Origin of the sequence: Nonomuraea sp. NPDC049158 (assembly GCF_040648335.1) — a bacterium.
Lineage (GTDB): Bacteria > Actinomycetota > Actinomycetes > Streptosporangiales > Streptosporangiaceae > Nonomuraea.
Map to the genome: position 1 here is coordinate 17,679 of NZ_JBEZDM010000045.1, position 23,221 is coordinate 40,899.

Genomic DNA, 23,221 nt, shown 5'->3' on the forward strand with positions numbered 1-23,221 from the left:
CTCACTTGCGAGACCTAGGTGCACCCGAATGGTCGGCCTCGGCGCGGACGTTGATGACGTATCGCGGACGTGGTTGAGGACTCGCGGACATGGTTGAGGTATCAGGGCAGGTTAGGGAGCGGTGCCGAAGCCGGTGTTCCGTACCAGCCAGTCCTGGTACACAATGCTTCGCCGTACCACCTCCGCGTGGGTTTGTTTGGCCTGTTCCGCCACCCAGGCGGCATCCGGGGCGGTGGGGTGGTGGCCGAGGAGTTGCCGCCAGCGCAGCGGCGCGCCCACGAGCGGGATCACGGCCAGGCCGGGGGCGGGCTGGTGGGTGGCCTGGCAGAGGGCCACGGCGCGGCCCACCCGGGCGAGGTGGGTGCAGGTGGCCACGTCGGTCTCATAGATCGTTCCCGGGGTGAAGCCGGCGCGGGCGCAGGCCGTGGCGAAGCAGTCGGCGAAGCAGCCGTCGCCGGGGGTGACGGCCCAGCTTTCGAGGGCGAGTTCGGACAGGTCCAGCTCCTTCTCGCCGGCCAGCGGGTGGGTCTCGGCGAGCAGGGTGAAGACCGGGTCGTAGCTGATCGTCTCCCATCGCAGCGAGCCCGTGGGGGTGCCGCCGTCGCCGCAGGCGCCGGTCAGCGCGTAGTCGAGCCGGCCGAGCTCGGTCATGGCGGTGAGTTCGTCGGCCGACCATGAGGTGTACGTGCTCACCGTCCGTTCCGCGGCGAGCCGGTCGACGAGGCCGCCGAGTATCGGCCCGTTCGTGGCGCCGATGCGGAAGCCGGGGGAGGGGGCCTGGGCGAACCGTACGGCCTCGTCCTGCAGTTCCTTGGCCGCAGGGAGGAGCACCCGGGCGCGGGCGAGCACCAGCTCGCCGAGCCGGGTGGGCCGGGCGCCGTGCCTGTCGCGCTCGAACAGGGTGCCGCCGAGTACCCGCTCGATGCGTTTGAGCTGTGCGGTGAGGGCCGGTTGCGCCAGCCCGAGCAGGGACGCGGCCTTGCTCACACTTCCCGCGTCCGCGACCGCGCGAACGATCCTGAGGTGCCTGAGCTCGAGGTCCATAACGGGAAGGTAAAGCGGTGATCTCCTCTCGACAATGCCCTTATGTCAGGAAATGTGACTCATATTGTCGGGCGCCTTCTGGGGTAGGGGCTACGTCATGACGATGATGGGAATCGATCCAGCGCAACTCCAGGACGACGACCTGCTGCGTGAGCTGCGGCAACTGCACACCACGCGGACCGACACCTTCCTGCACGGCTCGGACGACGCGCTCGCGCGCCACACCACGCGGACCAACCAACTGGAGAGCGAATACCTGCGCCGCTACCCGGAGCGCGACATCGACCCGGGCAGGCTCAGAGAGGGAGCGAGGCGGCGCTGATGGCCCGAGATCACGATGTGCAGGCACTGTCCGACGTCGACATCCACGTGTACGAGGCGGTCGCCTCGCAGGCGGTCGAGTCCGGCGGCGCGGAGCTCGGCGCGCTGATCCGCGCGACCGGTCTGGAGGAGGAAGAGGTACGGCGGAGCGTGGCCACGCTGATCGAGCAGGGGCACGTGGTGCCGCGGGGGAACGGGTTCGGCCTGGGCGCTCATACGTTCGGGCTCGACTACTGAAAACCTCGACAGGGGGCGGCGGGCCGATGGGCCGGCCGCCCCCCGGCGTCAGATGCGCTTGACGCGGGCCCAGATCACGAAGGCGCCGCCGAAGACCGCCATGGCCAGCCCGGTCCACAGGTTGACCGCCGCCCCCACCACCCCGGCGATGATCAGGATCACCCCGTAGATCAGGAACAGCCCGCCGATCACCATTCTGATGTCGCTCACAGGATCACCCCGTACATCGCGGCGGCCAGGACGATCGCGCCCGTCCCGAGGATCACGGGCGAGCGGTACCACTTCTTGTCACCGGCCAGCGCGTCGTCCGCCAGGTCGACGGCGCTGAGCCCGTACACCAGCCCGCGCAGCTCCTCCACCGGCTTGGGCGTGGTCACCAGCGTGACCACCACCGAGACGAGCAGGTCGACGACGAAGGCCACGCCCGCGCCCCAGAAGCTGGCGTTCAGCTCGGTGCCGAAGTCCAGCATCCCGGCCTTGTAGGCGATGTAGGAGGCGAAGGCGGACGCGGTCCCGGCCAGCAGGCCCCAGAAGCCGGCCCACGGCGTCATCCGCTTCCAGAACAGCCCGAGGATGAAGGTGGCGAACAGCGGCGCGTTGAAGAAGGAGAACAGCGCCTGCAGGTAGTTCATGATGTTGGAGTAGCCGGCCGCGATGAACGCGGTGCCGACGCCCAGCGCGACGCCCGCGACGGTGGCGATCCTGCCGACCCGCAGGTAGTGGCCGTCGTCGCGGTCCTTGGCCAGGTGCGCCTGCCAGATGTCGTTGGTGAACACCGTGTTGAACCCGCTGATGTTGGCCGCCATCCCGGCCATGAACGAGGCCAGCAGCCCGGTCACCGCCACGCCGAGCACGCCGTTGGGCAGCAGGTCCTGCATGAGCAGCGGGATCGCGTTGTTGTAGGCCTGGCCCTTGCCCAGGTCCTTGAACAGGACGAGGGCGATCAACCCCGGCAGTACGGTCACCAGCGGGATGAACAGCTTCGGGTAGGCCGCGATGATCGGGGTGAGCCGGGCGGCGTTGGTGTTGCGGGCGGATAATGCCCGCTGCACCTCGGCGAAGTTCGTGGTCCAGTAGCCGAAGGACAGCACGAAGCCCAGGCCGAACACGATGCCGAGCCAGTGCGCCTCCATCGGGTTCTTGCCCGCGCTGTCGGCCCACGTGTGCAGGCCGGCCTCGCCGAGCGCGCTCTGCCGTACCTTGTCGAACAGCCCGGAGACGCCGCCCACCTTGGCCAGCCCGAGGATGGTCAGCGGGATCAGCCCGGCCAGGATCACGAAGAACTGCAGGACCTCGTTGTAGATCGCCGACGACAGCCCGCCGAGCGTGATGTACGACAGCACGATCACCGCCGCCACCACCACCGACACCGGCAGCGGCCAGCCCAGCAGGGCCTCCATGACCAGCGCGAGCGCGTAGAGATTGACCCCGGCGATGAGGATCTGGGCCACGGCGAAGGAGAGCGCGTTCAGGAGCTGGGTGGCGCCGTTGAAGCGGCGGCCCAGGAACTCCGGGACGCTGCGTACCTTCGAGCGGTAGTAGAACGGCATCATCACGATGCCGAGGAACACCATCGCGGGCACCGCGCCGATCCAGTAATAGTGCACGGTCATGGCGCCGTACTGGGCGCCGTTGGCCGCCATCCCGAGGATCTCGATCGCGCCGAGGTTGGCTGAGACGAAGGCCAGCCCGGTGATCCACGGGGGTAATCCACGGCCGGCCAGGAAGAAGTCGAGGCTCGAGCTGATCCGCCGCTTGGCGGCGAACCCGATGCCGAGCACGGTCGCGAAGTAGATCGCGATGAGCGCGTAGTCGAGGAGGTTCACATCAAGGCGCACGGCGTGCGCTACTACCCCGGAAAGCCAGAGTATGTCGTCGATTGCGGGCCCAGTTACGGGGCGTAGTGTCAAGGTGTGGATGTCGCAGACCTGACCCCGGCGCAGGCGCGGGCGCGCTTCCGCGCGGGCGAGCGGGTGCCGACCGCCGGCTGGTGCTCCGGCTGGACGCAGGCCAATCTGATCGCCGTGCCCAGGAAGCTGGGCTACGAGCTGCTGCTGTTCGCACAACTGAACGCGCAGGCGTGCCCGGTGCTGGACGTGGGGGAGCCGGGGGCGTGGTCCACCGCGCTGTTCCCCGGCGACCTGCGTACCGATCTGCCGGGATACCGCCTCTATCGCGACGGGCGGCCGGTCGCCGACCTCGACGACGTGGTCGCCGAGTGGCGGGACGACCTCGTGGCCTTCCTCATTGGCTGCAGCTTCACCTTCGAGCAGGCGCTGCTGCGGGCCGGGGTGCCGATCAGGCACCTCGAGCTGGGGACGAACGTGCCGATGTACCGGACGAACGTGCCCTGCCATCCGGTCGGCCCGCTGTCGGGCCCGCTGGTCGTGTCGATGCGGCCGGTACCGGCGGCGCTCGTGGACGTCGCGATCGAGGTCAGCGGCCACTACCCGCAGGTGCACGGGGCGCCCGTGCAGGTGGGCGACCCGGCCGCGATCGGGATCGCCGATCTCGGCCGGCCCGACTTCGGCGATCCGGTGGAGGTACGGCCCGGCGAGGTGCCGCTGTTCTGGGCCTGTGGCGTGACGCCGCAGGCGGTGATCATGGCCAGCGGCGTGGACTTCGCGATCGGCCACCTGCCGGGCCACATGGCGATCATCGACGCGCGCGACGACGAGTATCGAGTGCCTTAACGCGATATTTCGCCCATCGGGCGAAATATCGTTAACGCGTTCCGTGCGGGCGCGGTGGGATGCCCGCTCTCGTGAGCTGCTCGCCGACCGGCGCCGCGCCAGGACGGTTGTCGATCTCCAGATGCGGTACGGCCGGCGGCTCCGCCACCTGGATCGCCGCCAGGTACGCCTCAAATGCCGCCAGCTTGCCCGCGTCCTTCTCCAGCCCCCTGGCCACCAGGCGCTCGCGCAGGGTCGGCCCGTCCGAGCGGACCCAGATGAGCCTGACCGGATCACCACCCAGCTCGCCGACCCAGCGCTCCCACAGCCGCGCCGAGTGCACCTGGGCGGTGAACGGGCCGTCGAGCAGCACCGGGCAGCCGTGCTCGCGGATCTGCCTGGCCGTCCTGGTCATGCCCGCGTACTCGTGCACCTTGATGTGCTCGTCGTACCACGGGCCCTCGCGTTCGCCGTGGTGCCTGCCGTACCCCCGGAGGATCTCGGCGGCGAAGTCGCCGTACAGGGTGTCCTTGTCGAGCAGGGCGGCCGGCGGGTCGAGGCGGGCGAGCAGCGCCGCCGCGACGGTGGACTTGCCCGCGCCCGGCGGGCCGCTGATCACCCATAGCGTGCTCATGGAGTCAGTGTCGCGTACGCGGATCTGCGTACGCGGGTGACGCGGCTCGGCGGACGACCGGAAGCGGGGGCGCCGACAGACTCGGCTCATGCTGACCGTGCTGTTCAGGGCGTTCCGGGTGCCGGATCTCCGTAAGAAGTTACTGTTCACGCTGGCCGTCATCGGGCTGTTCCGGCTGGGGCAGATCCTGCCGGCGCCGGGGGTGGACGTCGTGGCGGTCCAGCAGTGCCTGGGTACGGCGCGCGGCGGGCTGTTCGACATGGTGCAGATGCTCAGCGGGGGCGCGATGCTGAAGCTGTCGGTCTTCGCGCTGGGGGTCATGCCGTACATCACCGCGAGCATCGTCATGCAACTGCTGACCGTCGTCGTGCCACGGCTCGAGACGCTCAGGAAGGAAGGGCAGTCGGGGCAGGCGAAGATCACCCAGTACACGCGTTACCTGACCATCGGGCTGGCCGTGCTCAACGCCACCACGGTGGTCGCGCTGGCGCGCGGCGGGCAGCTGCTGCCCGGGTGCGCCAAGCCGCTGCTGCGCGACGAGAGCCTGCTGGGCGTCGCGGTGGTGGTGGTCACCCTGGTGGCGGGGACCAGCATGGTGATGTGGCTGGGCGAGCTGGTGACCGACCGGGGGATCGGGAACGGGATGTCGATCCTGATGTTCACGCAGGTCGTGGCCTTCTTCCCGTCGTACATGTCGACCATCTTCGTGATCAGCCCGTTCGCCTTCGGCATGCTGCTGGTGACCGGGGTGTTCCTGGTGGCGGCCGTGGTGTTCATCGAGCAGGCGCAGCGGCGCATCCCCGTGCAGTACGCCAAGCGGGCGGTGGGGCGGCGGATGTACGGCGGGAGCAGCACCTACATCCCCCTGAAGGTCAACCAGGCGGGGATCGTGCCGGTCATCTTCGCCACGTCGCTGTTGTACCTGCCGACGCTGGCCGCTCCGCTGCTCGGTGACGAGGTCGGCGGCTGGCTGTCGCGGAACGTCACCGCCGGCACGCACCCGCTCTACATGATCGTATTTTTCCTGCTGATCGTGGGATTCGCGTACTTCTACGTGTCGATCACCTTCAATCCCGTCGAGGTGGCCGACAACATGCGGCGCTACAGCGGGTTCGTGCCGGGCATCCGCCCTGGCGCGCCGACGGCGCGGTATCTGGCGTACGTGCTGTCGCGGCTGACCGCGCCCGGGGCCGTCTACCTGGGAGTGCTGGCGCTGCTGCCGCTGCTCGCGTTCACGATCCTGCGGGATCCGAGCACCCAGCAGAACTTTCCGTTCGGGGGGACCAGCATTCTGATCATGGTGGGGGTTGGGCTCGAGACGGTGAAACAGATCGAGGCGCAGCTTCAGCAGCGCAACTACGAGGGCTTCCTCAGATAGCTGCTTTCGTACGGTCTGGCTACGTCGGTATGGCCAGGCCGGCGCGCATCGCGAACACGACCAGCTGGGCGCGGTCGCGGGCGTGCAGCTTGACCATGGCCCGGCTGACGTGCGTGCGGACGGTGTCGGGGCTGATCACCAACTCCTTGGCGATCTCCTCGTTGGACCGGCCGGTGGCCACCCAGGCCACCAGTTCGCGCTCGCGTGGCGTGAGGGTGTCGAGCCCCTCTACCGGCTCAGTGCCGTGGCGGCCGAACAGGCCGATGACCTTCCTGGTGATCGCGGGCGACAGCAGCGCCTCGCCTGCGGCCACCACCCGGACCGCACCGGCCAGCTCGTCGGGGGCGCTGTCCTTGAGCAGGAACCCGCTGGCGCCGGCCTGGAGCGCGGCGAAGATGTACTCGTCCACGGCGAACGTGGTCACCACCACGATCCTGGTGCCGCTCAGCTCGCGGTCACCGGCGATGGCCCGCAAGGTTGCCAGGCCGTCCATGCCGGGCATGCGGATGTCGAGCAGGAGCACGTCGGGACGGGTGCGGCGGATGAGCTGGAGCGCCGCCGCGCCGTCGGCCGCCTCGCCGACGCACTCCAGGCCCGGCTCCCGATCCAGTAACGCCCTGAGCCCCATCCGCACGACGGCCTGATCGTCGGCGACGGCCACCCGGATCACCGGCTCCTGCTCGGCTTCCTTGGCTTCCTCTGGTACGTCGGCCGAGGTGGGGGTCACGTGAGGTCTGCCGGGGAGTCGGCGGTGTCGTGGTGAGCTGGGCCGGCCTGGAATGCGGCTTGCCGGATGTGGTGTGGGCCGTTCTGGAGTTCGGGTTGCCAGTTGTGATGGGCTGGGCTGTTTTGGATTGCGGGTTGCTGCGGGAATGTGGCGAGGACTTGGAAGCCGCCGCCGTCCCGTGGGCCGGCCGTGAAGTGTCCGCCTGCGGCGACCACCCTGGCCCGCATACCGGCCAGTCCCCGGCCCTCGGTCATGCCTGCCCAGCCGCGCTCCTCGAACGTCCCTGCTCGCCCGCGCTTCTCGGCCGCTCCTGGCTGGTCGGCGTCACGGCCACGCTCCTCGGTCGCTGCTGGCCGGTCGGCACCTCGGCCCCGCTCCTGAGCCGCTCCCGGCAGGGCAGCGCCTCGGTCGGTGCCCCGGTCGGCGATTTCCAGGACGAGCAGCCCGGCCGGGTCGCCGGACAGACGGACGAGCGCTTGCGTCGGGCCGGCGTGGCGCAGGACGTTGGTGAGTGACTCGCGTACCACCCCGTAGACGGTCGCGCTGAGGTGGGCGGGTACGGCGGGCTCGGCGGGCTCCACGTTCACCGCTAGCCCTGCGGCCCGTACCCCGTCGATAAGGCTCGGCAGGTCGTAAGCGCCGTCCCGCGCGTCATTGGCGCTGTTGTCCGGATCATGGGTGCTGTCGCGCGGGTCGAGCCGGTCGAGTGCGGCGCGTAGCTGGGTGAGCGCCGTCGTGCTGGTCTCCTTGATCGCCAGCAGCGAGGCGCGCGCCTGCTCGGGGTCGTCGTCGAGAGTGACGAGCGCGAGCCCGGCCTGCAGGGCGATGGCCGCCAGCCCGTGCCCGGCGGCGTCATGCACCTCCCCGGCGATGCGCGCCCGCTCGGCGGCGAGCACGTCCTCCCGGGGCCCACCACCCGATGCGGCGTCACCCACTGCGCCGTCACAGGGAACGTCGTCACGGAGGGCGCCGTCACAGGGGGCGTCGTCACGGAGGGCGCGGACCGTGCGGTGTGCCGGGGTGAGGCTGTGGGCCGCCGGGATGCCCCAGGCCCTGGCGGGCGTCGCGGTCGCCAGCGAGCCGGTTCTTACGGCCTCGGCGGTGGTGCCGGCTCGCGCGGCATCGGAGGACAAGCCCGTTCGTACGGCGTCGGAGGACAAGCCCGTTCGTACGGCGTCGGCGGGCAGGCCGGTTCGTACGGCGTCGGCGGGCGAGCCAGCTCGTACGGCATCCGCCGAGGTGCCGGCTCCGGCCGTGCCCGTGGAGATGACGGGCGGCGGCTCGGCCTCCGCGGCGGCTGCGGCAGCGGCGGCGCGTGCCTGGGCCAGGCCGCTGAAGGACCACGGGACGGCCAGCCAGCCGGCCCAGGCCAGCATGATCACGACCGGGACGTCACCCAGCCGGGCCATGCGGGACAGAGCCTTGAACGGCCCGCGCGGGCCGTCACCGCTGTGCGTGTGCTCGGTCACCGTCCCCCCACCTGGCCAGGCTCGCTCAGCCCATAATCCTAGCCAGTTTCCGGCCCTCCGGTTGGCGGCCGGACCGCCAGGACCTTCCCACGACGATCTTGTGGTGGCCGGTCAGCCGCGAATCTGGAGCGCGGGCAGCAACCAGGGGCGCAGTCGGAAATCCCCGACCACCTGGAGCGCCGTCCAGGTCAGGCGGCGCCGCTGGTGAGCCAGCGCAGTGGGTTGTCCCGGGTGACGAGGCGGATCGTGTCCTCGGTGACCCCGGACTCGCGCAGGCGCGGCAGCAGCGTGTGGAACAGGTGCGCGTAGCCGGGCCCGCCGTACCGGTTGACCTGCGCGATCCTGCTCACCCCGGTGCTGAGCAGGAGGCGGTCGGCGTGGCCGTCCTCGATGAGGCCGAGCGCGATCCTGGCCGACTGGTCCGTGCCGAGGCTGAGTGAGCCCAGGCTGACGTACGCGCCGGCCTCGGCGATCTTGCGGGCGACGGCCGGGTCGCTGCCCGCGTAGCCCACGCTCACCCTGTCGCCGGTCAGGCCCTGGGCGAGGAGGATCTCCAGCATGGCCAGCCCGTTGTGCCCGTACGTGGCCACGGGCAGGCGGGAGGCCAGCGCGGCGCGGGCGGCGGCGATCAGGCTGCGTTCCTCGGCCGGAGTGGGCTCCTTGCCGCAGCAGCCGGCCTGGCCGATCACGCCGGGGAACACGCCGATGTCGTCGAGGCCGTCGGAGATCTCGCTCATCAGCCGCTTGGTGAGCGTCTCGACGTCCGCGTCGCGGGGACCGCTGAACGGTCCGGCGAACAGGCCGGTCGAGGCGATCACCGGAACCCGGCTGCCCATCGCGATCCGGGCCAGGGCGGCGGCGTCGCGGCCCATGCCCAGACAGGTAAGATCGATGATCAAGCCGAGGTGGTCGGACTGGCGCACCTCGCGGAGTTCGGTGGTGACGGTCTGGTCCTCGTCGAGCCACCGATAGGGGTCGGAGTCGATGCCGGTCGCCCAGCGCATGTCGGTGCGCAGGTGCTCGCGGGGAAGGACGGCGCCGTCGATGGCGGTCGCGGGTACGGGACCGGTGACGGTACGAAGCATGGCCTCGGGCATAGGAGACGGTAACCGATTTTTGCCCGAAGTCGCCTATAAAAGCATGAAATTTTACGTTTCGTGCGGTTTGTCGTTTTGGCGGGTTGCCGGGTTGGTAAGGCAGCCTATTTCAGGGTCGCCGGGCCGTATCCTGGGGGGCACATCGACCGTGCGGGGGAGTACGTTGCCGATCCAGGACTCCGAGACCGGAGACGCCGACGCGATCAAGGGTGAGTCGGCCGACCGTTCCAGCATGCCCGAGCGCCGGACGGGCATCCACGGCTGGCTGGACGGCATCCGATCCACCCGCGCGGGCGCGCTCACGCTGAAGATCGTCATCGGCGCCATCGGCGCCATCATGGTGGTGGGCGGCCTGATCATGGTGCCGTTCCCCGGTCCGGGCTGGCTGGTCGTGTTCGCGGGGCTGGCCGTGCTGGCCACCGAGTTCCACTGGGCGCGCCGGGCGCTGGAGTTCGGCAAGCGGGTGCTGCACGACTGGACCGAATGGTACAAACGGCAGGGCTGGACGGTCCGCGTCATCGTGCTCATCGTGACCGTGGCCGTCGCGGCCGTGATCGTCTACTTCGGACTCAGGACGCTCGGCATCGATGTGATCCAGCTGGCCCAGCGCATTATCTAGACCGGGTCGTTATCGCTGCCGGAAATCAGGCCATCCGGTGCCTATTCTGCGGGGCGTGATCGCCCACATCGCCGTCGCCCTGACGCTCGCCCTGCTCGCTCCGGCCTCGCCCGCCGACGCCGCCCGCGCCGCCAGCACTGCCGCCGCCGCTGGCACCGCCGGGCTCCTGACCGCCCAGGCGGACACACTGCCCCTTCCCGGCGTCAGCGTGAAATATCAGGAAAAGGTGGGTGATCCCGTACGGCTCAGCAGCTACGGCCTGGGCACCAAGAGCACCTACCTCAGGGCCAAGACCGGCAACACGTTCATCAATCAGCCGACCCTGTCGGAGGCGGCGGTCTCGCCCGACGCCGCCACGGTGGCCGGCGTCCCGAAGTCCTACCGGGCGGGCTACGACTCGCTCCTGCTCACCGACCGCGCCAGCGGCCAGACCAGGCGGGTCCGTACGGTCAAGAAGCCCCTGGCCGCCTCGTACATCTCATGGTCGCGGGACGGCAAGCGGGTGGCGCTCACCGTGGAGCAGAAGGTCGGCGGGAAGTGGCGGACCGTCGGCTTCACCGTCGTCGACGTGGTGGCGGGCACCGCGCGCACGGTCCGCCCGGCCGGCCTCGACGGGAGCGCGGACTTCTGGTGGAGCCCCGGCGGGGATCTGGTCGCCAGGTTCGGCGACGGCCTGCGGACCTACCGGGCCAGTGACGGCGCGGCTCTGCGCACGTTCGCGGGCATCGGGCTGCCGACCGGGCCGGAGGACGCCTTCTCGCCGTCGGGCAGCCGCCTGACCACGTGGTGCCCCACCCGCTTCAAGGAGCAGCTCTGCCTGGTGAACCCGGCCACAGGCAAGATCGCGAGCCGGGTGGCCGTCAGCCCCGAGATGCTCTGGGGCTGGTGGGACGAGAGCCATGTCATCGCGGTCACGGTCCACCAGGGTGCCTACCGCCTGTCGGTGATCGACCTGACGGGCAAGGTCACGCGGGTGCTGGCCGGCATCCCGTCCCAGACGTGGAAGGCGCGCTTCTGGATGACCTTTAATCGCCGGTGAGACCTACAGGTAGAGGCCGGTGCCGTGGTCGGTCTCCTGCGTGGCGACGGCGTGCAGGTCGCGCTCGCGCATGACGAGGTAGACCTGCGCGTGCAGCTCCACCTCGAACTGGTCCTCCGGGTTGAGCAGCACCTTGTCGCCCACCTTGACCGCGCGCACGTTCGAGCCGACCCCGCAGACCTCGCCCCAGGCCAGCCGGTTGGCCATCTTGACCGTCGCGGGGATGACGATCCCGGAGCCGCTGCGCCGCTCCTCGGTCTCTTGCTCAAGCCGGATCATCACCCGGTCGTTGAGCATCTGGATCTCGAACTTGGGTGCTACCACGCGCTCAGTTTACGGTCATCCGGACTCCCGCGAACCGGCAATGGCTGACGTCAGGGCAGTGTGAGCTCGGCGAAGACGGGCCGATGGTCGGTCTTCGCCAGCGACTCGACCGAGAACGCGCGTACCCCCATCCCGGCGGAGGCCAGCACATGGTCGATCACCACGCCGGGGGCCCGCCCGCCGCTGGGCCAGTACGTCGCGGTGAAGCCCCGTCCGGTGACGTCCGCCGCGTCGCGGTAGCCGGCGGCCAGCAGGTCGCGCATGGGCACGTGGTCGAGCGTGGCGTTGAAGTCGCCGGCGAGCACCCGCGCGGCCCCGCCTCCGCGAGGCAGCGCGACCAGCCCCTGCTGCCAGCAGGGCGTCCGTCCCTCGTACTTGGGCGCGCACGGATGCACCGACACCACCTCGATCTTCGTGCCGCCCGGCTCCGTGAGCACCGCCCTGGCCTGCCCGAACGCGCCGAACTGGATGGCCGGCCCCGCCGTGAGCGGATGACGCGAGTAGACGCCGGAGCCGCCCACGCCGGGCAGCGCCCGGACCACGGCCTGCGGCAACGCCTTGCGCAGACCCGCCCGGTCCAGGGCCGCCGCGGCCTTGGGGGTGAGCTCCTGCAGCGTCAGTACGTCCGGCCGGAGCCTGGCGACCAGGTCCATCAGCCCCGCCGTGTCGGCCGAGCCCACCATCAGGTTGGCCGCCAGCACCCGCAACGTCCGCCCGCCCGCGACCGACCCGCCGCCCGCCACCGCCTCGCCGTCGGCGAACCAGCGAGGCAGTACGGCCAGCGCCAGGGCCGCCACGGTGACGAGCGCGACCGCCCCGGCGACCCACCGCCGCAGCGCCCCGGCCAGGACGAGGCCGAGCACGGAGGCCGCCGCCGCGTACGGCGTGAACGCCACGATCGGCACCCATGGCCACAACCCGTCGTACGGGCTCACCCGCAGCGCCGCCCACACCGCGAACGGAGCCACTACCAGCCACACCAGAACACTCACCAAAGTTCGCACCCGCACCTCCTCCCATGTATTGCCACAAATCAACACATAGGTTCACGCCATGAGATGATGGGCCCCATGCGCGACGCGGAAGCCAGGGTCCTCCAGGCCATCGACGACACCGACACCGTGAACCTGCTGGCCGAGACCGTCCGAGTGCCCAGCGTGACGGGCACCGACGCGGAGTCCGACCTCCAGCACCGCGTCGCCCGCGTGCTCATCGAGGCCGATCTGGACGTGGACGTCTGGAAGCTGGACCTCGACGACCTCGGCCGCCGCGCGGGCTTCCCCGGCACCGAGGCGCCCAGGGCCGAGGGCTACGGCGTGGTGGCCGTGACCGGCGGCGAAGGCACACCGGCACTGGCGCTGCAGGGCCACGTCGACGTCGTGCCCATCGGCGACCCGGCGCGGTGGGAGGGGAACGACCCGTTCGCCGCCAGGATCACCGGCGACACCCTGCACGGCCGCGGCGCCTGCGACATGAAGGCCGGGCTGGCCGCCAACCTCGCCGTCGTCCGCGCGCTCAAGAAGGCCGGGGTACGGCTGGCCCGGCCGCTCGCCGTGCACTGCGTGGTCAGCGAGGAGGACGGCGGCCTCGGCGCGTTCGCCACGCTGGCCAGGGGCCACACGGCGGAGGCGGCGGTCATCACCGAGCCCACCAGCGGTGCCGTCATCACGGCCAACGCGGGCGCGCTGACGTTCCGGCTGGAGGTGGTGGGCCGGGCCGCGCACGGGGCCACCCGGTACGAGGGGGTCAACGCGGTCGAGGTGTTCTGGCCGGTGTTCGAGGCGATCCGGCGCCTGGAGGCCGAGCGCAATCGTGACGTGCCGGCCGTGTTCGCCGGGAACGTGATGCCGTACCCGATCGAGGTGGGCACCGTGCGGGCGGGCGACTGGGCCAGCAGCGTGCCCGACCTGCTCGTCGCGGAGGGCCGGATGGGCGTTCAACTGGACGAGGACCCGGCGGCGGCGCGGGCCGCGTTCGAGGAGGCGGTGCTGACGGTCGCACACCCGTGGCTGCGCGACCACCCGCCGGCGATCACCTGGCCGGGCGGCCAGTTCGCCAGCGGGCGGCTGCCCGAGGCGCACCCGCTGCTGGCGGAGCTGGCCGGGGCGGTCGCCGACACGACGGGCGCGCGGCCGATGGAGAAGGCCGCGCCGTACGGGAGCGACCTGCGGCTCTACGCGGCGGGCGGGATCCCGGCGCTGCACTACGGCCCCGGCGACGTGCGGTACGCGCACGCCCCCAGGGAGCAGGTCGAGCTGCGGGAGCTGCGAGAGGTCACACGAGCGCTGGCAACGCTCGTGGTGCGCCGTTGCGGAACACTTTGAGCAGCGCCCCCGGACTCATCAGCGACGGCGGGGCGTCCATCAGATTCGACACGCGGAGGAAGCGCCGGGCCAGGTCCGCGTCGTGCGCCGCCGCCGCGTGGAACCGGCCCAGATAGGCGTTGATCATCCGGATCTTCGGCGTGAGCTCCCCTTCCACGCCGGGCAGCCGCAGGTCACCGCCGACCACGATGTCCCATGGCGCGTCGAGCACCTTGGTGATCCGCCTGAAGAACGGCAGCGGCCGCAGATCCGGGTCGAGCAGGGCCTTGGCCTCCAGCGCCGCGACCGACATGCCCTGGCCGTAGAACGGGTTGAACGCGCAGACGGCGTCCCCGACGACCAGCAGGCCCTCGGGGAAGCGCGAGAGCCGCTCGTAGCGATACCTGACGCTGGCCGGGGTGTGGTACGAGCGCGGCTCGCCGATCGGCTCCGCGACGGTGATCAGCTGGGCCAGGTCGGGGGCGGGCAGCGTCTCGGCGAACGCGGCGAATCGCTGGAGTGGGAGCTCCGGCCCCTTGCCGGCGTACCCGGCCATGGTGACGATCCAGCGGTCGCCCTCCAGCGCCAGCGCCACCCCACCGCGCGGGATCTCGGCCGTGGGCGCCACCACGAGGACAAGGTCGCCGTCGAGCTCGTGCGGCCGGCGGCGGAACTCGCGGGTGCCGTACCTCAGGTCGATCGTCACCCGCTCCTCGGCGGGCCGCTCGTATCCGAGCTCGGCCAGCCAGTACGGCGTGCGCGAGCCGCGCCCCGAGGCGTCGACGACCAGGTCGGCGGGCATCGGGTCCCCGCCCGCCAGCCGCACGCCGCCGACCCGGCCCTGGTCGGCGAGCAGGCTGGTGACGGCGCGGTCGGCCAGCACGCGCACCCCGGGTAAGGCGGTGACGCGGCGGCGGATCTGCCCTTCGAGCAGTGCGCGGCTGACCGACAGCCCGATCAGTCCGCTCTCCGCGCGGGCGTGTGTCTGCCCGTCGTGGATCCAGCGGGCCCGGCTCTGCAGGTCGCCCATGAGCGCGCCCTGCGCGACGAGCTCGGCGGTGAGCCCCGGCAGCAGCTCGTCCATGACCTCACGGCCCCTGGCGAGCAGGCCGTGCGCGTGGCGGCTCTGGCCGACGCCCCGGCGATGAGCGTCGGCCGCGGGCAGTGTGTCGCGGTCGATCACGGTGACTCTGGCGTACCTGCGGTGCAGAGCGGCGGCGGACAGCAGGCCCGCGATGCTCGCGCCGATCACGATGGCGTGATCCATGATGGTTCCCCCCTGAGAAAGGTGTCGCTTCCAGAGAGTCACCTGGCCTGCCGTCCGCTTCCACGTCCTTTGGCACGCTCCAAGAATGACGTTCTACGAGGACTCCACCGGCAGGCCCGCCGTCACCCAGTCCTCGATCCCCTCGACGTACCTGCGCACGTTCGTGTAGCCGAGGGCGGTCAGGCGGCGGGCGACGGCCTTGCTGTTGTTGCAGGCCGGGTTCGTGCAGTAGGTGACGATCGGCGCGTCCTTGTCGGGCAGCAGCGCGGGCGCCCGCTCGGCGACCTCGCTCTCGACCAGCGCGATGGCACCCGGCAGGTGCTGCTGGTCGTAGTAAGCACCGCCGAGTGTGTCGAGTAGGGTGACCGTGCCGAGTGTCGCTCGGAGCTCGTCGCGGGTGATGGTCATTGTGGCCTCCGGGCCAAATGGACTACAGTCCGCTTTGTGGATGGCTCGAAAGCTAACGGACCGCAGTCCGGTTCGTCAAGACAGAGACTGGAACTGCTTCGCGGGGGCCCGGTCAACGAACGTGCGGACGCGGCGCGCAACAGGGAGAAGGTCCTTGCCGCCGCGGCCAGACTGTTCGCTGAGAAGGGTGTCGAAGCGGTCTCCATGGATGCGATAGCGGCGGAGGCCGGGGTGGGGAAGGGCACGTTGTTCCGCAGATTCGGGGATAAATCGGGGCTGGCGGTGGCGCTGCTCGACGAGCGCGAGCGGGTGCTGCAGGAACGCATCCTGTCCGGCCCGCCGCCGCTGGGTCCCGGCGCGCCCGCCCGCGACCGGCTCACCGCCTTCGTCGACGCCTATCTTGACTACTTGTTCGCCCACCTCGACCTGGTACGCATGTCCGAGACGGCCAGTCCGGGCGCCCGCTACCGGATCGGGGCCTATCGCTTCTGGCACCGCCACGCGGCCATTCTGCTGGCGGCCTCGCGTCCGGGTTCCGACGCGGACGTACTGTCCCACGCACTGCTGGCGGCCACCGCCGCGGAGGTGGCGGGCGTGCTCAGGGAGGAGTACGGCGAGGCCCGCGCCCGCGACGCGATCACCGCCCTGGTCGGGGCCCTGGTGGGCTGAGCGGGGGGGTTTCCCCGGAATGCCGGGGAACCCGCTTAATTGAGGACCTGGCGCTAGCCCGTGATGAAAGGGGCGTATCCGGTCGGGACCTCGCTCACCTGCAGCTCCGAAAAGAGCAGGGTGAGATGATGTGCGTTGGTTTCGAGGCGTACCTCGTGGAAGTCGATCCCGACGGCTTGGGCCCAACGGCGGGTCGCTTGCGACTCAGGGAGAACCGTCGCGCCTGGGTACAAGTCGTGCGACTTCACCCCCCAGACGTATCCGTCAAGGTCGACACCGGTCTCGAAGTCGATGAGCCGGTCGTCGAGAGAGCGACGCCAGATCTCGGGCGCCAGCGAGGACTCGCACCGGGCCTCGACGCAGTACCTGAAGAGATACCGAAGGTAGGCCGGCTCGACCCCGGTGCGGGGATCTGCCGTCACGTAGACGATGACCTCGTAGTCGCGCATGTAGTCGGTGTATCCGTGGTGCACGACGGCGTGATCGAAGGTCTCGTCCAGCATCTGCGCGAGTACTGCGGCGTCCATGCCACCGTTCTACCTCACGTGATCAGCCCTCCAGGGAGAGATGGATCAGGCCGTCGTTCTCGCCTGGCGGCGCGCCTCCGGGATGATGAGCGGGGTGCCCGACTGTGGGTCTTCGATGATCTCGCAGCGTAGGTCGAAGACCTGGGCCACCAGGCCGGGCGTGACGATCCCGGCTGGTTCGCCCTCGGCCACGATGGCGCCGTCGCGCATGACGATGAGGTGGGTCGCGTAGCGGCACGCCTGGTTGAGGTCGTGCAGGACCGCCACCATCGTGCGTCCGGCCTCGTGCAGGTCGGCGCAGAGGTCCAGCACCTCGATCTGGTGGGAGATGTCGAGGAACGTCGTCGGCTCGTCGAGCAGCAGGATCGGCGTCTCCTGGGCCAGCGCCATGGCCAGCCACACGCGCTGCCGCTGGCCGCCGGACAGCTCGTCCACGATCCGGTCGGCCAGTTCGGACACGTCGGTGGCGCGCATCGCCTCGGTCACCGCGGCCTCGTCCGCGCGTGACCACTGCCGCATCAGCTTCTGGTGCGGGTAGCGGCCGCGGGCCACCAGGTCCGTCACGGTGATGCCGTCGGGCACGATCGAGCTCTGCGGCAGCAGGCCGAGCCGCCTGGCCACCTCCTTCGACGGCAGCGAGGTGATCACGCTGCCGTCGAGGTGGACCGCGCCCTTCCTGGGCTTGAGCATTCTGGCCAGGGCGCGCAGGAGGGTGGACTTGCCGCAGGCGTTCGGCCCGATGATCACGGTGAACGACTCGTCGGGGATCGTCACGTCCAGCTCGGCCGCCACGACGCGCTGGTCGTAGGCGAGGGTGAGGTCGCTGCCCGACAGCCGGGCGGACTCGGACTGGGGGAGTGCCATCAGTGGCGGTCCTTTCGCGCGAGCATCAGTGGCGGGCTTTTCGGAGGAGCATCAGTGGCGGTCCTTTCGGAGGAGCAGGGCGAGGTAGGCGCCGCCGATCGCGGCCGTGAGCACGCCGACGGGCAGCTGCGTGGGGGCGAGTACGCGCTGGGCCGCCAGATCGGCGCCGGTCAGCAGGACGGCGCCCATGAGCGCCGAGGCGCCCATCGTCACGCCTGGTGACCGGGTCAGCCGCCTGGCCAGCTGCGGAGCCGCCAGGGCGACGAAGATGACCGGCCCGGCGGCGGCCGTGGCGACCGCGCACAGCAGTACGCCCACGGTGATGGCCGTGGCCCGTACGGCCTCGACCCTGATGCCCATGGCCCGCGCCGAGTCGTCGCCCATCTCCAGCATCCGCATCGGCCGCGACACCGAGGCGCAGACCGGGAGCAGCACCGCGAGCGCCACCGCCACCGGGATCGCGTGGTCCCAGCCGCGCCCGCTGAGGCTGCCCGTGAGCCACGCGCCCGCGGTCGCGGCGTCGTTGATGTTGGCCCTGGTCAGCAGGTAGGAGTTGGCGGACAGGAGCAGCGCGTTCGCGCCGATCCCGACGAGGACCAGCCGGTAGCCCTGCACGCCCCCGCGATGGGCCAGCGCGTACACCAGCACGGCGGTCCCGACGCAGCCCGCCAGCGCGCCGCCCGCGATCTGCAGCGCCGTGCCGCCCGCGATCACGCCGAGGATGCCGCCTGTGGAGGCGCCGGCGGTGAAGCCGATGAAGTCGGGGCTGCCGAGCGGGTTCCTGGTCAGGCTCTGGAAGATCGCGCCGCTCAGGCCGAACGCCGCGCCCACCAGCAGCCCGGTGACCACCCGGGGCGCGCGCAGCTTGCTCACGATCAGCTCGGCGACGGGCGTGCCCTGGCCGAACAGCGCGCTCAGCACATCGGGTACGGACACGGTGAACTCGCCGGTCGAGATCGCCGCCACGGTCACGGCGAACGCGAGGAGGACGAGGACCAGGGCGACGAGGAGGGCCCGCGGCGCCAGCCGTACGGACCAGGGACCGAAACGGATGCTCATAGCGCGGCCAGCCTCCTGCGCCTGGCCATCAGGATGAAGATCGGCGCGCCGACCACCGCGCACATGATGCCCACCTGCACCTCGCCGGGCCGGGCGATGAGCCGGCCGGCCACGTCCGCCGCCAGCAGCAGCGCCGGCGCGGCCAGCACCGTGTACGGCAGCACCCACCGCTGGTCCTGACCCACCACCGCGCGTACGGCGTGCGGCACGGCCAGCCCGACGAACCACAGCGGCCCGGCCGCGGCCGTGGCGGAGCCGCACAGCAGCGTGACCGACACGGCCGTGAGGACCCGGGTACGGGTGACGGCCACGCCGAGGGCCTTGCCGGCGTCGTCGCCCAGCGCCAGCATGTTCAGCGGTCTGGCCAGGGCCAACCCCACCACCACGCCGACGACCATGAAGGGTGCGATCCGCAGCAGCACGTCGGAGGTCTGCCCGGCCAGCGAGCCGGTGAGCCAGAACCGCATCCGGTCGAACGTCTGCGGGTCCATGCGCAGGATGGCCGAGGCCACCGCCGTGAACACCATGCCGACGGCGATGCCGGCCAGCGCCAGGCGTACCGGACCGGCGCCTGAACGGCCGGCCGAGCCCAGCGCGTAGACGACGACGGAGGCCACGGCGGCGCCGCCGAACGCGAACCACACGTAGACGGCCGGGTCCGAGAGCCCGAACAGGCCGAGCGCGAGGGTGACTCCCAGCGCGGCGCCCTCGTTGATGCCGAGCAGGCCCGGGTCGGCCAGCGGGTTGCGGGTCAGGCTCTGCATCAGCGCCCCCGCCAGCCCGAGCGCGGCACCCACGCCGATGCCCAGGAGGGTCCGCGGGACGCGTAACTCGCGGATGACCGTGTGGTCGCCGGACCCGTTGGGGGCGGTCAGCGCGTCCAGCACCGTGGACAGCGGCACCGACCGCGCGCCCAGCGCCACGCTGGCCATCGCCACCAGGACCAGCACGCCGAACACGACCACCAGCCCACCGGCCAGCGCCGCCGGACGCCCCCGGGACGCCACCGGCTCGACCTCGGCCGGGCGCTCTTTCACCGCGGGCAACCCGCACCCCTTTCGTCACGGTCACGTTTAGGCGAGGCTAAGGTAAAGCCCCACAACCAAGGCAAGCCTAACCTTAGGAGATGGACATGTCGGGACCGGTACTGCCTCGCAGGGGCTTTTTCGCGGCCACGGCGGGCGTCGCGGCGGCCCTGACCCTGGCGGCCTGCGGTGGCGAGGGCGCCGCCACCCAGGCGGCCCCGAGCGGCGCGGCGGGCGCGTGGACGTTCACCGACGACCGTGACAAGAAGCTCAGCCTGCCCAAGCGCCCCACCCGGGTGGTCGCCCAGGTCGGCGCGGCAGCGGCGCTGTGGGACTTCGGTGTGCGCCCGGTCGGCGTCTTCGGCCCGCACAAGCTCAAGGACGGCGCCAGGGACCCCCAGGTGGGCAACGTCGACATCACCAAGGTCACGGGGCTGGGCAACGTCTGGGACGAGTTCAACGTGGAGCAGTACATCGGGCTCCAGCCGGACCTGCTGGTCAGCAGCATGTACATCAAGGGCACGCTCTGGTACGTACCGGAGAAGTCGAAGGCCACGATCGAGCAGGTCGCCCCGACGGCCGGCATCATGCTCACCGGCCGCAGCGCCATGGAGGTGATCGGCAAGTATGAGGAGCTGGCCACGTCGCTGGGCGCGGACCTACAGGGGGTGCCGGAGGCCAAGGACCGGCTGGCGGCGGCCAGCAAGGAGCTGGCGGCGTTCAAGGACCTCAAGATCCTCATGGTCTCGGCGGGCTCCGACGCCATGTGGGTGGTGAACCCGCCGGAATATCCGGACATCGTGCACCTCACCCAGAACGGCCTGACCGTCGTCACGCCGACCAAGGTCGACGAGGGCGGCTTCTTCCAGACGCTGAGCTGGGAGAACGCCGACACCTACGACGCCGACGTCATCCTCTACGACACCCGTACCCAGTCGCTCAAGCCCGCCGAGATGATGAAGAAGCCCACCTTCGCCAAGCTGCCCGCCGTCAAGGCCGGGCAGCTCTACCCGTGGAGCGCCGAGGCCCCCTACAGCTATCAGGGCTACGCCGACTTCGTGGAGGGCCTCGTGGCCAACCTGAAGAAGGCTAATAAGCTCCCGTGACCTCGACGATCTCGGCCAGCGGGAACTCCAGGTAGTCGCCGGCCTCCTCGCACCAGGCGTCGAGGGCGCCGCCCTTGAGCTCGCCGTGGCTGATCGTCGCGGTCAGGCCGTCGGTCAGCGTGATGCCGGCCCGCACGCCCCGGTCCACGACGAAGCCCAGCAGTGACTGCTGCGCCGTGGGCAGCCTGGTCGCCATCCGGCCGATGACGGCCCAGGTGCGCCCGGCGCGCTCGTTCGCCGCCCGGCTGGCGGTGATCAGGCGGGCGGCGTGCTCGTGCGGGTCGGGGATCGGCTCGGCGATGATGTGCGGGATCGCCTCGGCGCCGCCGATCGCCGCCAGCTCCGACAGCTCGGCCACCTGGCCGCCGGGCAGCAGGATGAGCTTGCCGTTCTGGGGCTCCTCGACGCGGGTGCGGCGGATCGTGATCTCGCCGCCGTCGGCGACGGGGACGGGCGAGTAGCCGTGCTCGCGCAGCGCGGCGAGTGTCCGCTCGGCGCCCGCGGAGCTCACCAGTACGGTGGGTGCGAGCAGCCGCAGGCCGAGCCGGCCCAGCCGCCGGTGACCGGCGATCTCGGCGAGCAGGGTCGGGTCGGAGGCCTGCACCACGCAGCCCACCGTGGTCACCGTCACCTCGCCGTGCCTGCGGGCGACGTCGCGTACGAGGTATTCGAGCGGCTGCGGGATGGTGCCGACGCCGGACAGCTCCTCCAGCAGCTCATCGGCCTCGTAGCCGTGGTCCAGCGCGCGGCGCACGCTCTCGGTGGTGAACCGCCACACCGAGGCCGCGCCCCGCGACTCCCGCTCGGCCACCCGGTCGAGCAGCGCGGCCAGCTCGGCGGCCGGCGGTCCCGTCACCACCGCGGTCAGGTCGGGGCCGAACAGCGCGCTCCTGCGTACGCTGGCCAGCGCCCTGGTCGACGCCTCCGCGAGCATCGGGTCGTGCTCGACCAGCGGCACCGCGTCGTCGCTCTCCTCACCCGCCTTGGCGGCCAGCCCGGCCAGCGCCCTGCCCAGGTCGGTCAGCGAGTCGTTGGCCAGCAGCCCGAGCAGTTGCGCCTCGACGAGCACCGCTGACGCGCACTCGGCCAGCAGCTCTTGGTCGAGCATCGGGGAGTGCCAGTGGACGTTGCGCACCAGGCCGGCGCGATCGGCGAAGGCCGTGCCGGCCGGCAGGTGGGACAGGACCGACAGCACCGCCCGGCGCACGCGCGCCACGGCGGCGCCCGACTGGTCGTCGCCCAGCACGGTGCCGTACTTGCCGTCGATCTTGCGCAGCGACGAGCGCTCCATGCGCCACCAGGCCGACAGCAGCACCCGCAGCCGGGCCGAGCCCTCGTCGAGCCGCCAGCGGTCGAACCGCTCGGTGGGGATCATGCCGCCGGACGGCTCGTCCCAGGCCAGCAGCCTGGCCACGGTGCAGATCTCCAGCAGCAGCCGGGTCTCGTCCTCGTCGCAGCCGGTCTCCTTGGCCACCCTGCGTACCTCGCGCACGCCCACGCCACCGGTCTTGAGCAGCGGCAGCGGCGCCTTGGAGGCGTTGTCGAGCAGCGCCGCGCACCGCTCCACCACGTGCGGAGCGGCCAGCGTCATCAGGTGATCGACCTCTTCCGGGTCGATCGGGATGGTGGCCACCTCGGGCGGTTCGGGGGTGAACGGCGGGTGGTAGTCGGGGCCGCGCAGGCCGAGCGCCACCTCGCGCGGCATCTCGGCCACGTGCCAGCTCGGCCGGTAGAGGATGCCGTGGTCGGCGGACCACTTCTCCGGCGTGCCGGGCATGACGAACCGGCCGCCGTCGACGTCGCGTACGGGGCCCTCCCAGGCGAAGGCCTCCAGCAGCCGGACCGTGCCCTCGGGAGCGTCGCGCAGCAGCGCGTCGAGCCGCGCCCGGTCGCCGAGCACCTCGCTGGCCCGGCTGACCGTGCGGCGCTTGTTGCCGTCGGGTGGGAGCCCCAGGTTGCGGGCGAGCGAGCGCAGCGTGTCGTTGCTGATCGTCCAGGAGTTGAGGTAGTGGTCGAGCGGCTCGCCCAGGCCGAGGGGCGCGGTCCACCACCGCGACACGGCCTCGGCCAGGCGGATGACGCCCTCGCCGTCGGGCCAGGCCAGCGCGTGGTCATGCAGCAGGTCGAGCCAGGGGGTCAGCTCCTCGGCCGGCGCGCCGAGGAAGGCCGCCAGCCGCTCGGGAGTGGCGTGCCGCACGACCAGGCACGCCTGAGCCAGCTCAAGGCAGGGAAGGGGCAGGCCGCGCAGGGCCTCCATCACGGCGAATCCGTTGCCGAGCCGCTGGGCAAGGGTGTCGAGCCGCCGCGGCCAGGGGGCCGCGATGGCGTCGGGCCGGGTCGCCAGGATGCGGCCCAGCCTGTCTTCGTCAAGTGTTCGTAGCCAGCCGAGCAGGTGATCTTCCATCTGTCAGCACTCTCATGGGGTCGCACGC

General features: G+C 71.1%; 25 protein-coding genes. 9 read left to right on the forward strand and 16 right to left on the reverse strand.

The features are described from left to right. Positions 1-111: 111 nt before the first annotated feature. Complete coding sequence (locus AB0B61_RS50085; protein WP_358448203.1) at positions 112-1,044, reverse strand: LysR family transcriptional regulator; 933 nt, start codon at positions 1,042-1,044, stop codon at positions 112-114. A 97-nt stretch (positions 1,045-1,141) separates the two neighbouring features. On the opposite strand from AB0B61_RS50085, the gene AB0B61_RS50090 reads away from it, so the two are divergent. Continuing rightward, positions 1,142-1,366 (forward strand): DUF6158 family protein, encoded by a 225-nt coding sequence (locus AB0B61_RS50090; protein ID WP_357959988.1) that lies wholly within the window; start codon positions 1,142-1,144, stop codon positions 1,364-1,366. Continuing rightward, complete coding sequence (locus tag AB0B61_RS50095) at positions 1,366-1,602, forward strand: hypothetical protein (RefSeq protein WP_358448204.1); 237 nt, start codon at positions 1,366-1,368, stop codon at positions 1,600-1,602. Before AB0B61_RS50090 ends, AB0B61_RS50095 begins: the two co-directional genes overlap by 1 nt. 48 nt (positions 1,603-1,650) lie before the next feature. Here AB0B61_RS50095 and AB0B61_RS50100 read toward each other — a convergent pair whose 3' ends face one another. Both AB0B61_RS50100 and AB0B61_RS50105 read right to left on the reverse strand, forming a co-directional pair. Further along, positions 1,651-1,812 carry a hypothetical protein gene (locus AB0B61_RS50100; protein ID WP_357640525.1) on the reverse strand — a complete coding sequence of 54 codons (162 nt, stop codon included), beginning with the start codon at positions 1,810-1,812 and terminating at the stop codon, positions 1,651-1,653. Beyond that, positions 1,809-3,440 carry a sodium:solute symporter family protein gene (locus AB0B61_RS50105; protein ID WP_358448206.1) on the reverse strand — a complete coding sequence of 544 codons (1,632 nt, stop codon included), beginning with the start codon at positions 3,438-3,440 and terminating at the stop codon, positions 1,809-1,811. Before AB0B61_RS50105 ends, AB0B61_RS50100 begins: the two co-directional genes overlap by 4 nt. A 75-nt stretch (positions 3,441-3,515) precedes the next feature. Here AB0B61_RS50105 and AB0B61_RS50110 point away from each other — a divergent pair, with 75 nt between their 5' ends. Continuing rightward, a complete protein-coding gene (locus tag AB0B61_RS50110; RefSeq protein ID WP_358448208.1) occupies positions 3,516-4,295 on the forward strand; it encodes a putative hydro-lyase in 780 nt (259 codons plus the stop codon). 31 nt (positions 4,296-4,326) lie between these two features. On the opposite strand, the gene AB0B61_RS50115 is transcribed toward AB0B61_RS50110, so the two are convergent. Continuing rightward, positions 4,327-4,908 (reverse strand): ATP-binding protein, encoded by a 582-nt coding sequence (locus tag AB0B61_RS50115; RefSeq protein ID WP_358448210.1) that lies wholly within the window; start codon positions 4,906-4,908, stop codon positions 4,327-4,329. 88 nt (positions 4,909-4,996) lie between these two features. Between AB0B61_RS50115 and secY the strand changes: the two genes are divergently transcribed. Continuing rightward, the gene (secY, locus tag AB0B61_RS50120; RefSeq protein WP_358448211.1) at positions 4,997-6,286 is read left to right on the forward strand and encodes a preprotein translocase subunit SecY; all 1,290 of its coding nucleotides are present in this window, start codon (positions 4,997-4,999) and stop codon (positions 6,284-6,286) included. Positions 6,287-6,305: 19 nt separating this feature from the next. Here the strand turns inward: secY and AB0B61_RS50125 are convergent, their stop codons facing one another. From AB0B61_RS50125 to AB0B61_RS50135, 3 genes are all read right to left on the reverse strand, one after another. Further along, positions 6,306-7,013 (reverse strand): response regulator transcription factor, encoded by a 708-nt coding sequence (locus tag AB0B61_RS50125; protein ID WP_358448213.1) that lies wholly within the window; start codon positions 7,011-7,013, stop codon positions 6,306-6,308. After that, on the reverse strand, positions 7,010-8,482 hold the full coding sequence (locus tag AB0B61_RS50130) for a histidine kinase (protein ID WP_358448214.1): 1,473 nt from the start codon (positions 8,480-8,482) through the stop codon (positions 7,010-7,012). The genes AB0B61_RS50125 and AB0B61_RS50130 overlap by 4 nt, the downstream gene beginning before the upstream one ends. Positions 8,483-8,670: 188 nt before the next feature. Continuing rightward, a complete protein-coding gene (locus tag AB0B61_RS50135; protein ID WP_358448216.1) occupies positions 8,671-9,567 on the reverse strand; it encodes an aryldialkylphosphatase in 897 nt (298 codons plus the stop codon). A gap of 175 nt (positions 9,568-9,742) precedes the next feature. Between AB0B61_RS50135 and AB0B61_RS50140 the strand changes: the two genes are divergently transcribed. Together AB0B61_RS50140 and AB0B61_RS50145 are read left to right on the forward strand one after the other, a co-directional pair. Further along, positions 9,743-10,198, forward strand: a complete 456-nt coding sequence (locus tag AB0B61_RS50140; RefSeq protein WP_358448218.1) for a TIGR02611 family protein — start codon at positions 9,743-9,745, stop codon at positions 10,196-10,198. A gap of 55 nt (positions 10,199-10,253) precedes the next feature. Beyond that, positions 10,254-11,237, forward strand: a complete 984-nt coding sequence (locus AB0B61_RS50145; protein ID WP_358448220.1) for a hypothetical protein — start codon at positions 10,254-10,256, stop codon at positions 11,235-11,237. Positions 11,238-11,240: 3 nt separating this feature from the next. On the opposite strand, the gene AB0B61_RS50150 is transcribed toward AB0B61_RS50145, so the two are convergent. Both AB0B61_RS50150 and AB0B61_RS50155 read right to left on the reverse strand, forming a co-directional pair. After that, positions 11,241-11,561, reverse strand: coding sequence for a co-chaperone GroES (locus tag AB0B61_RS50150; RefSeq protein WP_219533268.1), 321 nt, complete (start codon positions 11,559-11,561; stop codon positions 11,241-11,243). A 50-nt stretch (positions 11,562-11,611) separates the two neighbouring features. Next, positions 11,612-12,565 (reverse strand): endonuclease/exonuclease/phosphatase family protein, encoded by a 954-nt coding sequence (locus tag AB0B61_RS50155; protein WP_358448222.1) that lies wholly within the window; start codon positions 12,563-12,565, stop codon positions 11,612-11,614. A 66-nt stretch (positions 12,566-12,631) separates the two neighbouring features. Here AB0B61_RS50155 and AB0B61_RS50160 point away from each other — a divergent pair, with 66 nt between their 5' ends. Then, complete coding sequence (locus tag AB0B61_RS50160) at positions 12,632-13,885, forward strand: ArgE/DapE family deacylase (protein ID WP_358448224.1); 1,254 nt, start codon at positions 12,632-12,634, stop codon at positions 13,883-13,885. On the opposite strand, the gene AB0B61_RS50165 is transcribed toward AB0B61_RS50160, so the two are convergent. Beyond that, the gene (locus tag AB0B61_RS50165; RefSeq protein WP_358448226.1) at positions 13,836-15,131 is read right to left on the reverse strand and encodes an FAD-dependent monooxygenase; all 1,296 of its coding nucleotides are present in this window, start codon (positions 15,129-15,131) and stop codon (positions 13,836-13,838) included. The genes AB0B61_RS50160 and AB0B61_RS50165 overlap by 50 nt on opposite strands. A gap of 93 nt (positions 15,132-15,224) precedes the next feature. Continuing rightward, positions 15,225-15,539, reverse strand: a complete 315-nt coding sequence (locus AB0B61_RS50170) for a rhodanese-like domain-containing protein (RefSeq protein ID WP_358448229.1) — start codon at positions 15,537-15,539, stop codon at positions 15,225-15,227. Between the two features lie 36 nt (positions 15,540-15,575). Between AB0B61_RS50170 and AB0B61_RS50175 the strand changes: the two genes are divergently transcribed. Continuing rightward, positions 15,576-16,208 (forward strand): helix-turn-helix domain-containing protein, encoded by a 633-nt coding sequence (locus AB0B61_RS50175; RefSeq protein ID WP_358448231.1) that lies wholly within the window; start codon positions 15,576-15,578, stop codon positions 16,206-16,208. Positions 16,209-16,261: 53 nt separating this feature from the next. On the opposite strand, the gene AB0B61_RS50180 is transcribed toward AB0B61_RS50175, so the two are convergent. Genes AB0B61_RS50180 through AB0B61_RS50195 form a run of 4 tightly spaced genes read right to left on the reverse strand, consistent with a single transcriptional unit; the run spans position 16,262 to position 19,695 of the window. Further along, positions 16,262-16,735, reverse strand: coding sequence for a hypothetical protein (locus tag AB0B61_RS50180; RefSeq protein WP_358448233.1), 474 nt, complete (start codon positions 16,733-16,735; stop codon positions 16,262-16,264). Positions 16,736-16,780: 45 nt separating this feature from the next. Continuing rightward, on the reverse strand, positions 16,781-17,599 hold the full coding sequence (locus AB0B61_RS50185; RefSeq protein ID WP_358448235.1) for an ABC transporter ATP-binding protein: 819 nt from the start codon (positions 17,597-17,599) through the stop codon (positions 16,781-16,783). A 51-nt stretch (positions 17,600-17,650) separates the two neighbouring features. Further along, positions 17,651-18,658, reverse strand: a complete 1,008-nt coding sequence (locus AB0B61_RS50190; RefSeq protein WP_358448237.1) for an iron chelate uptake ABC transporter family permease subunit — start codon at positions 18,656-18,658, stop codon at positions 17,651-17,653. After that, positions 18,655-19,695 carry an iron chelate uptake ABC transporter family permease subunit gene (locus tag AB0B61_RS50195; RefSeq protein WP_358448309.1) on the reverse strand — a complete coding sequence of 347 codons (1,041 nt, stop codon included), beginning with the start codon at positions 19,693-19,695 and terminating at the stop codon, positions 18,655-18,657. Before AB0B61_RS50195 ends, AB0B61_RS50190 begins: the two co-directional genes overlap by 4 nt. Before the next feature lie 95 nt (positions 19,696-19,790). Here AB0B61_RS50195 and AB0B61_RS50200 point away from each other — a divergent pair, with 95 nt between their 5' ends. After that, on the forward strand, positions 19,791-20,789 hold the full coding sequence (locus AB0B61_RS50200) for an ABC transporter substrate-binding protein (protein WP_358448239.1): 999 nt from the start codon (positions 19,791-19,793) through the stop codon (positions 20,787-20,789). Here AB0B61_RS50200 and AB0B61_RS50205 read toward each other — a convergent pair. Continuing rightward, positions 20,773-23,193, reverse strand: a complete 2,421-nt coding sequence (locus AB0B61_RS50205; protein WP_358448241.1) for a helicase-associated domain-containing protein — start codon at positions 23,191-23,193, stop codon at positions 20,773-20,775. The genes AB0B61_RS50200 and AB0B61_RS50205 overlap by 17 nt on opposite strands. Positions 23,194-23,221 lie beyond the last annotated feature (28 nt).

Coding starts and splice junctions, on each gene's coding strand:
- AB0B61_RS50085 (WP_358448203.1), bottom strand. CDS start 1,044: ATGGACCTCGAGCTCAGGCACCTCAGGATCGTTCGCGCGGTCGCGGAC.
- AB0B61_RS50090 (WP_357959988.1), top strand. CDS start 1,142: ATGACGATGATGGGAATCGATCCAGCGCAACTCCAGGACGACGACCTG.
- AB0B61_RS50095 (WP_358448204.1), top strand. CDS start 1,366: ATGGCCCGAGATCACGATGTGCAGGCACTGTCCGACGTCGACATCCAC.
- AB0B61_RS50115 (WP_358448210.1), bottom strand. CDS start 4,908: ATGAGCACGCTATGGGTGATCAGCGGCCCGCCGGGCGCGGGCAAGTCC.
- secY (WP_358448211.1), top strand. CDS start 4,997: ATGCTGACCGTGCTGTTCAGGGCGTTCCGGGTGCCGGATCTCCGTAAG.
- AB0B61_RS50135 (WP_358448216.1), bottom strand. CDS start 9,567: ATGCTTCGTACCGTCACCGGTCCCGTACCCGCGACCGCCATCGACGGC.
- AB0B61_RS50160 (WP_358448224.1), top strand. CDS start 12,632: ATGCGCGACGCGGAAGCCAGGGTCCTCCAGGCCATCGACGACACCGAC.
- AB0B61_RS50165 (WP_358448226.1), bottom strand. CDS start 15,131: ATGGATCACGCCATCGTGATCGGCGCGAGCATCGCGGGCCTGCTGTCC.
- AB0B61_RS50170 (WP_358448229.1), bottom strand. CDS start 15,539: ATGACCATCACCCGCGACGAGCTCCGAGCGACACTCGGCACGGTCACC.
- AB0B61_RS50180 (WP_358448233.1), bottom strand. CDS start 16,735: ATGGACGCCGCAGTACTCGCGCAGATGCTGGACGAGACCTTCGATCAC.
- AB0B61_RS50185 (WP_358448235.1), bottom strand. CDS start 17,599: ATGGCACTCCCCCAGTCCGAGTCCGCCCGGCTGTCGGGCAGCGACCTC.
- AB0B61_RS50190 (WP_358448237.1), bottom strand. CDS start 18,658: ATGAGCATCCGTTTCGGTCCCTGGTCCGTACGGCTGGCGCCGCGGGCC.
- AB0B61_RS50200 (WP_358448239.1), top strand. CDS start 19,791: ATGTCGGGACCGGTACTGCCTCGCAGGGGCTTTTTCGCGGCCACGGCG.
- AB0B61_RS50205 (WP_358448241.1), bottom strand. CDS start 23,193: ATGGAAGATCACCTGCTCGGCTGGCTACGAACACTTGACGAAGACAGG.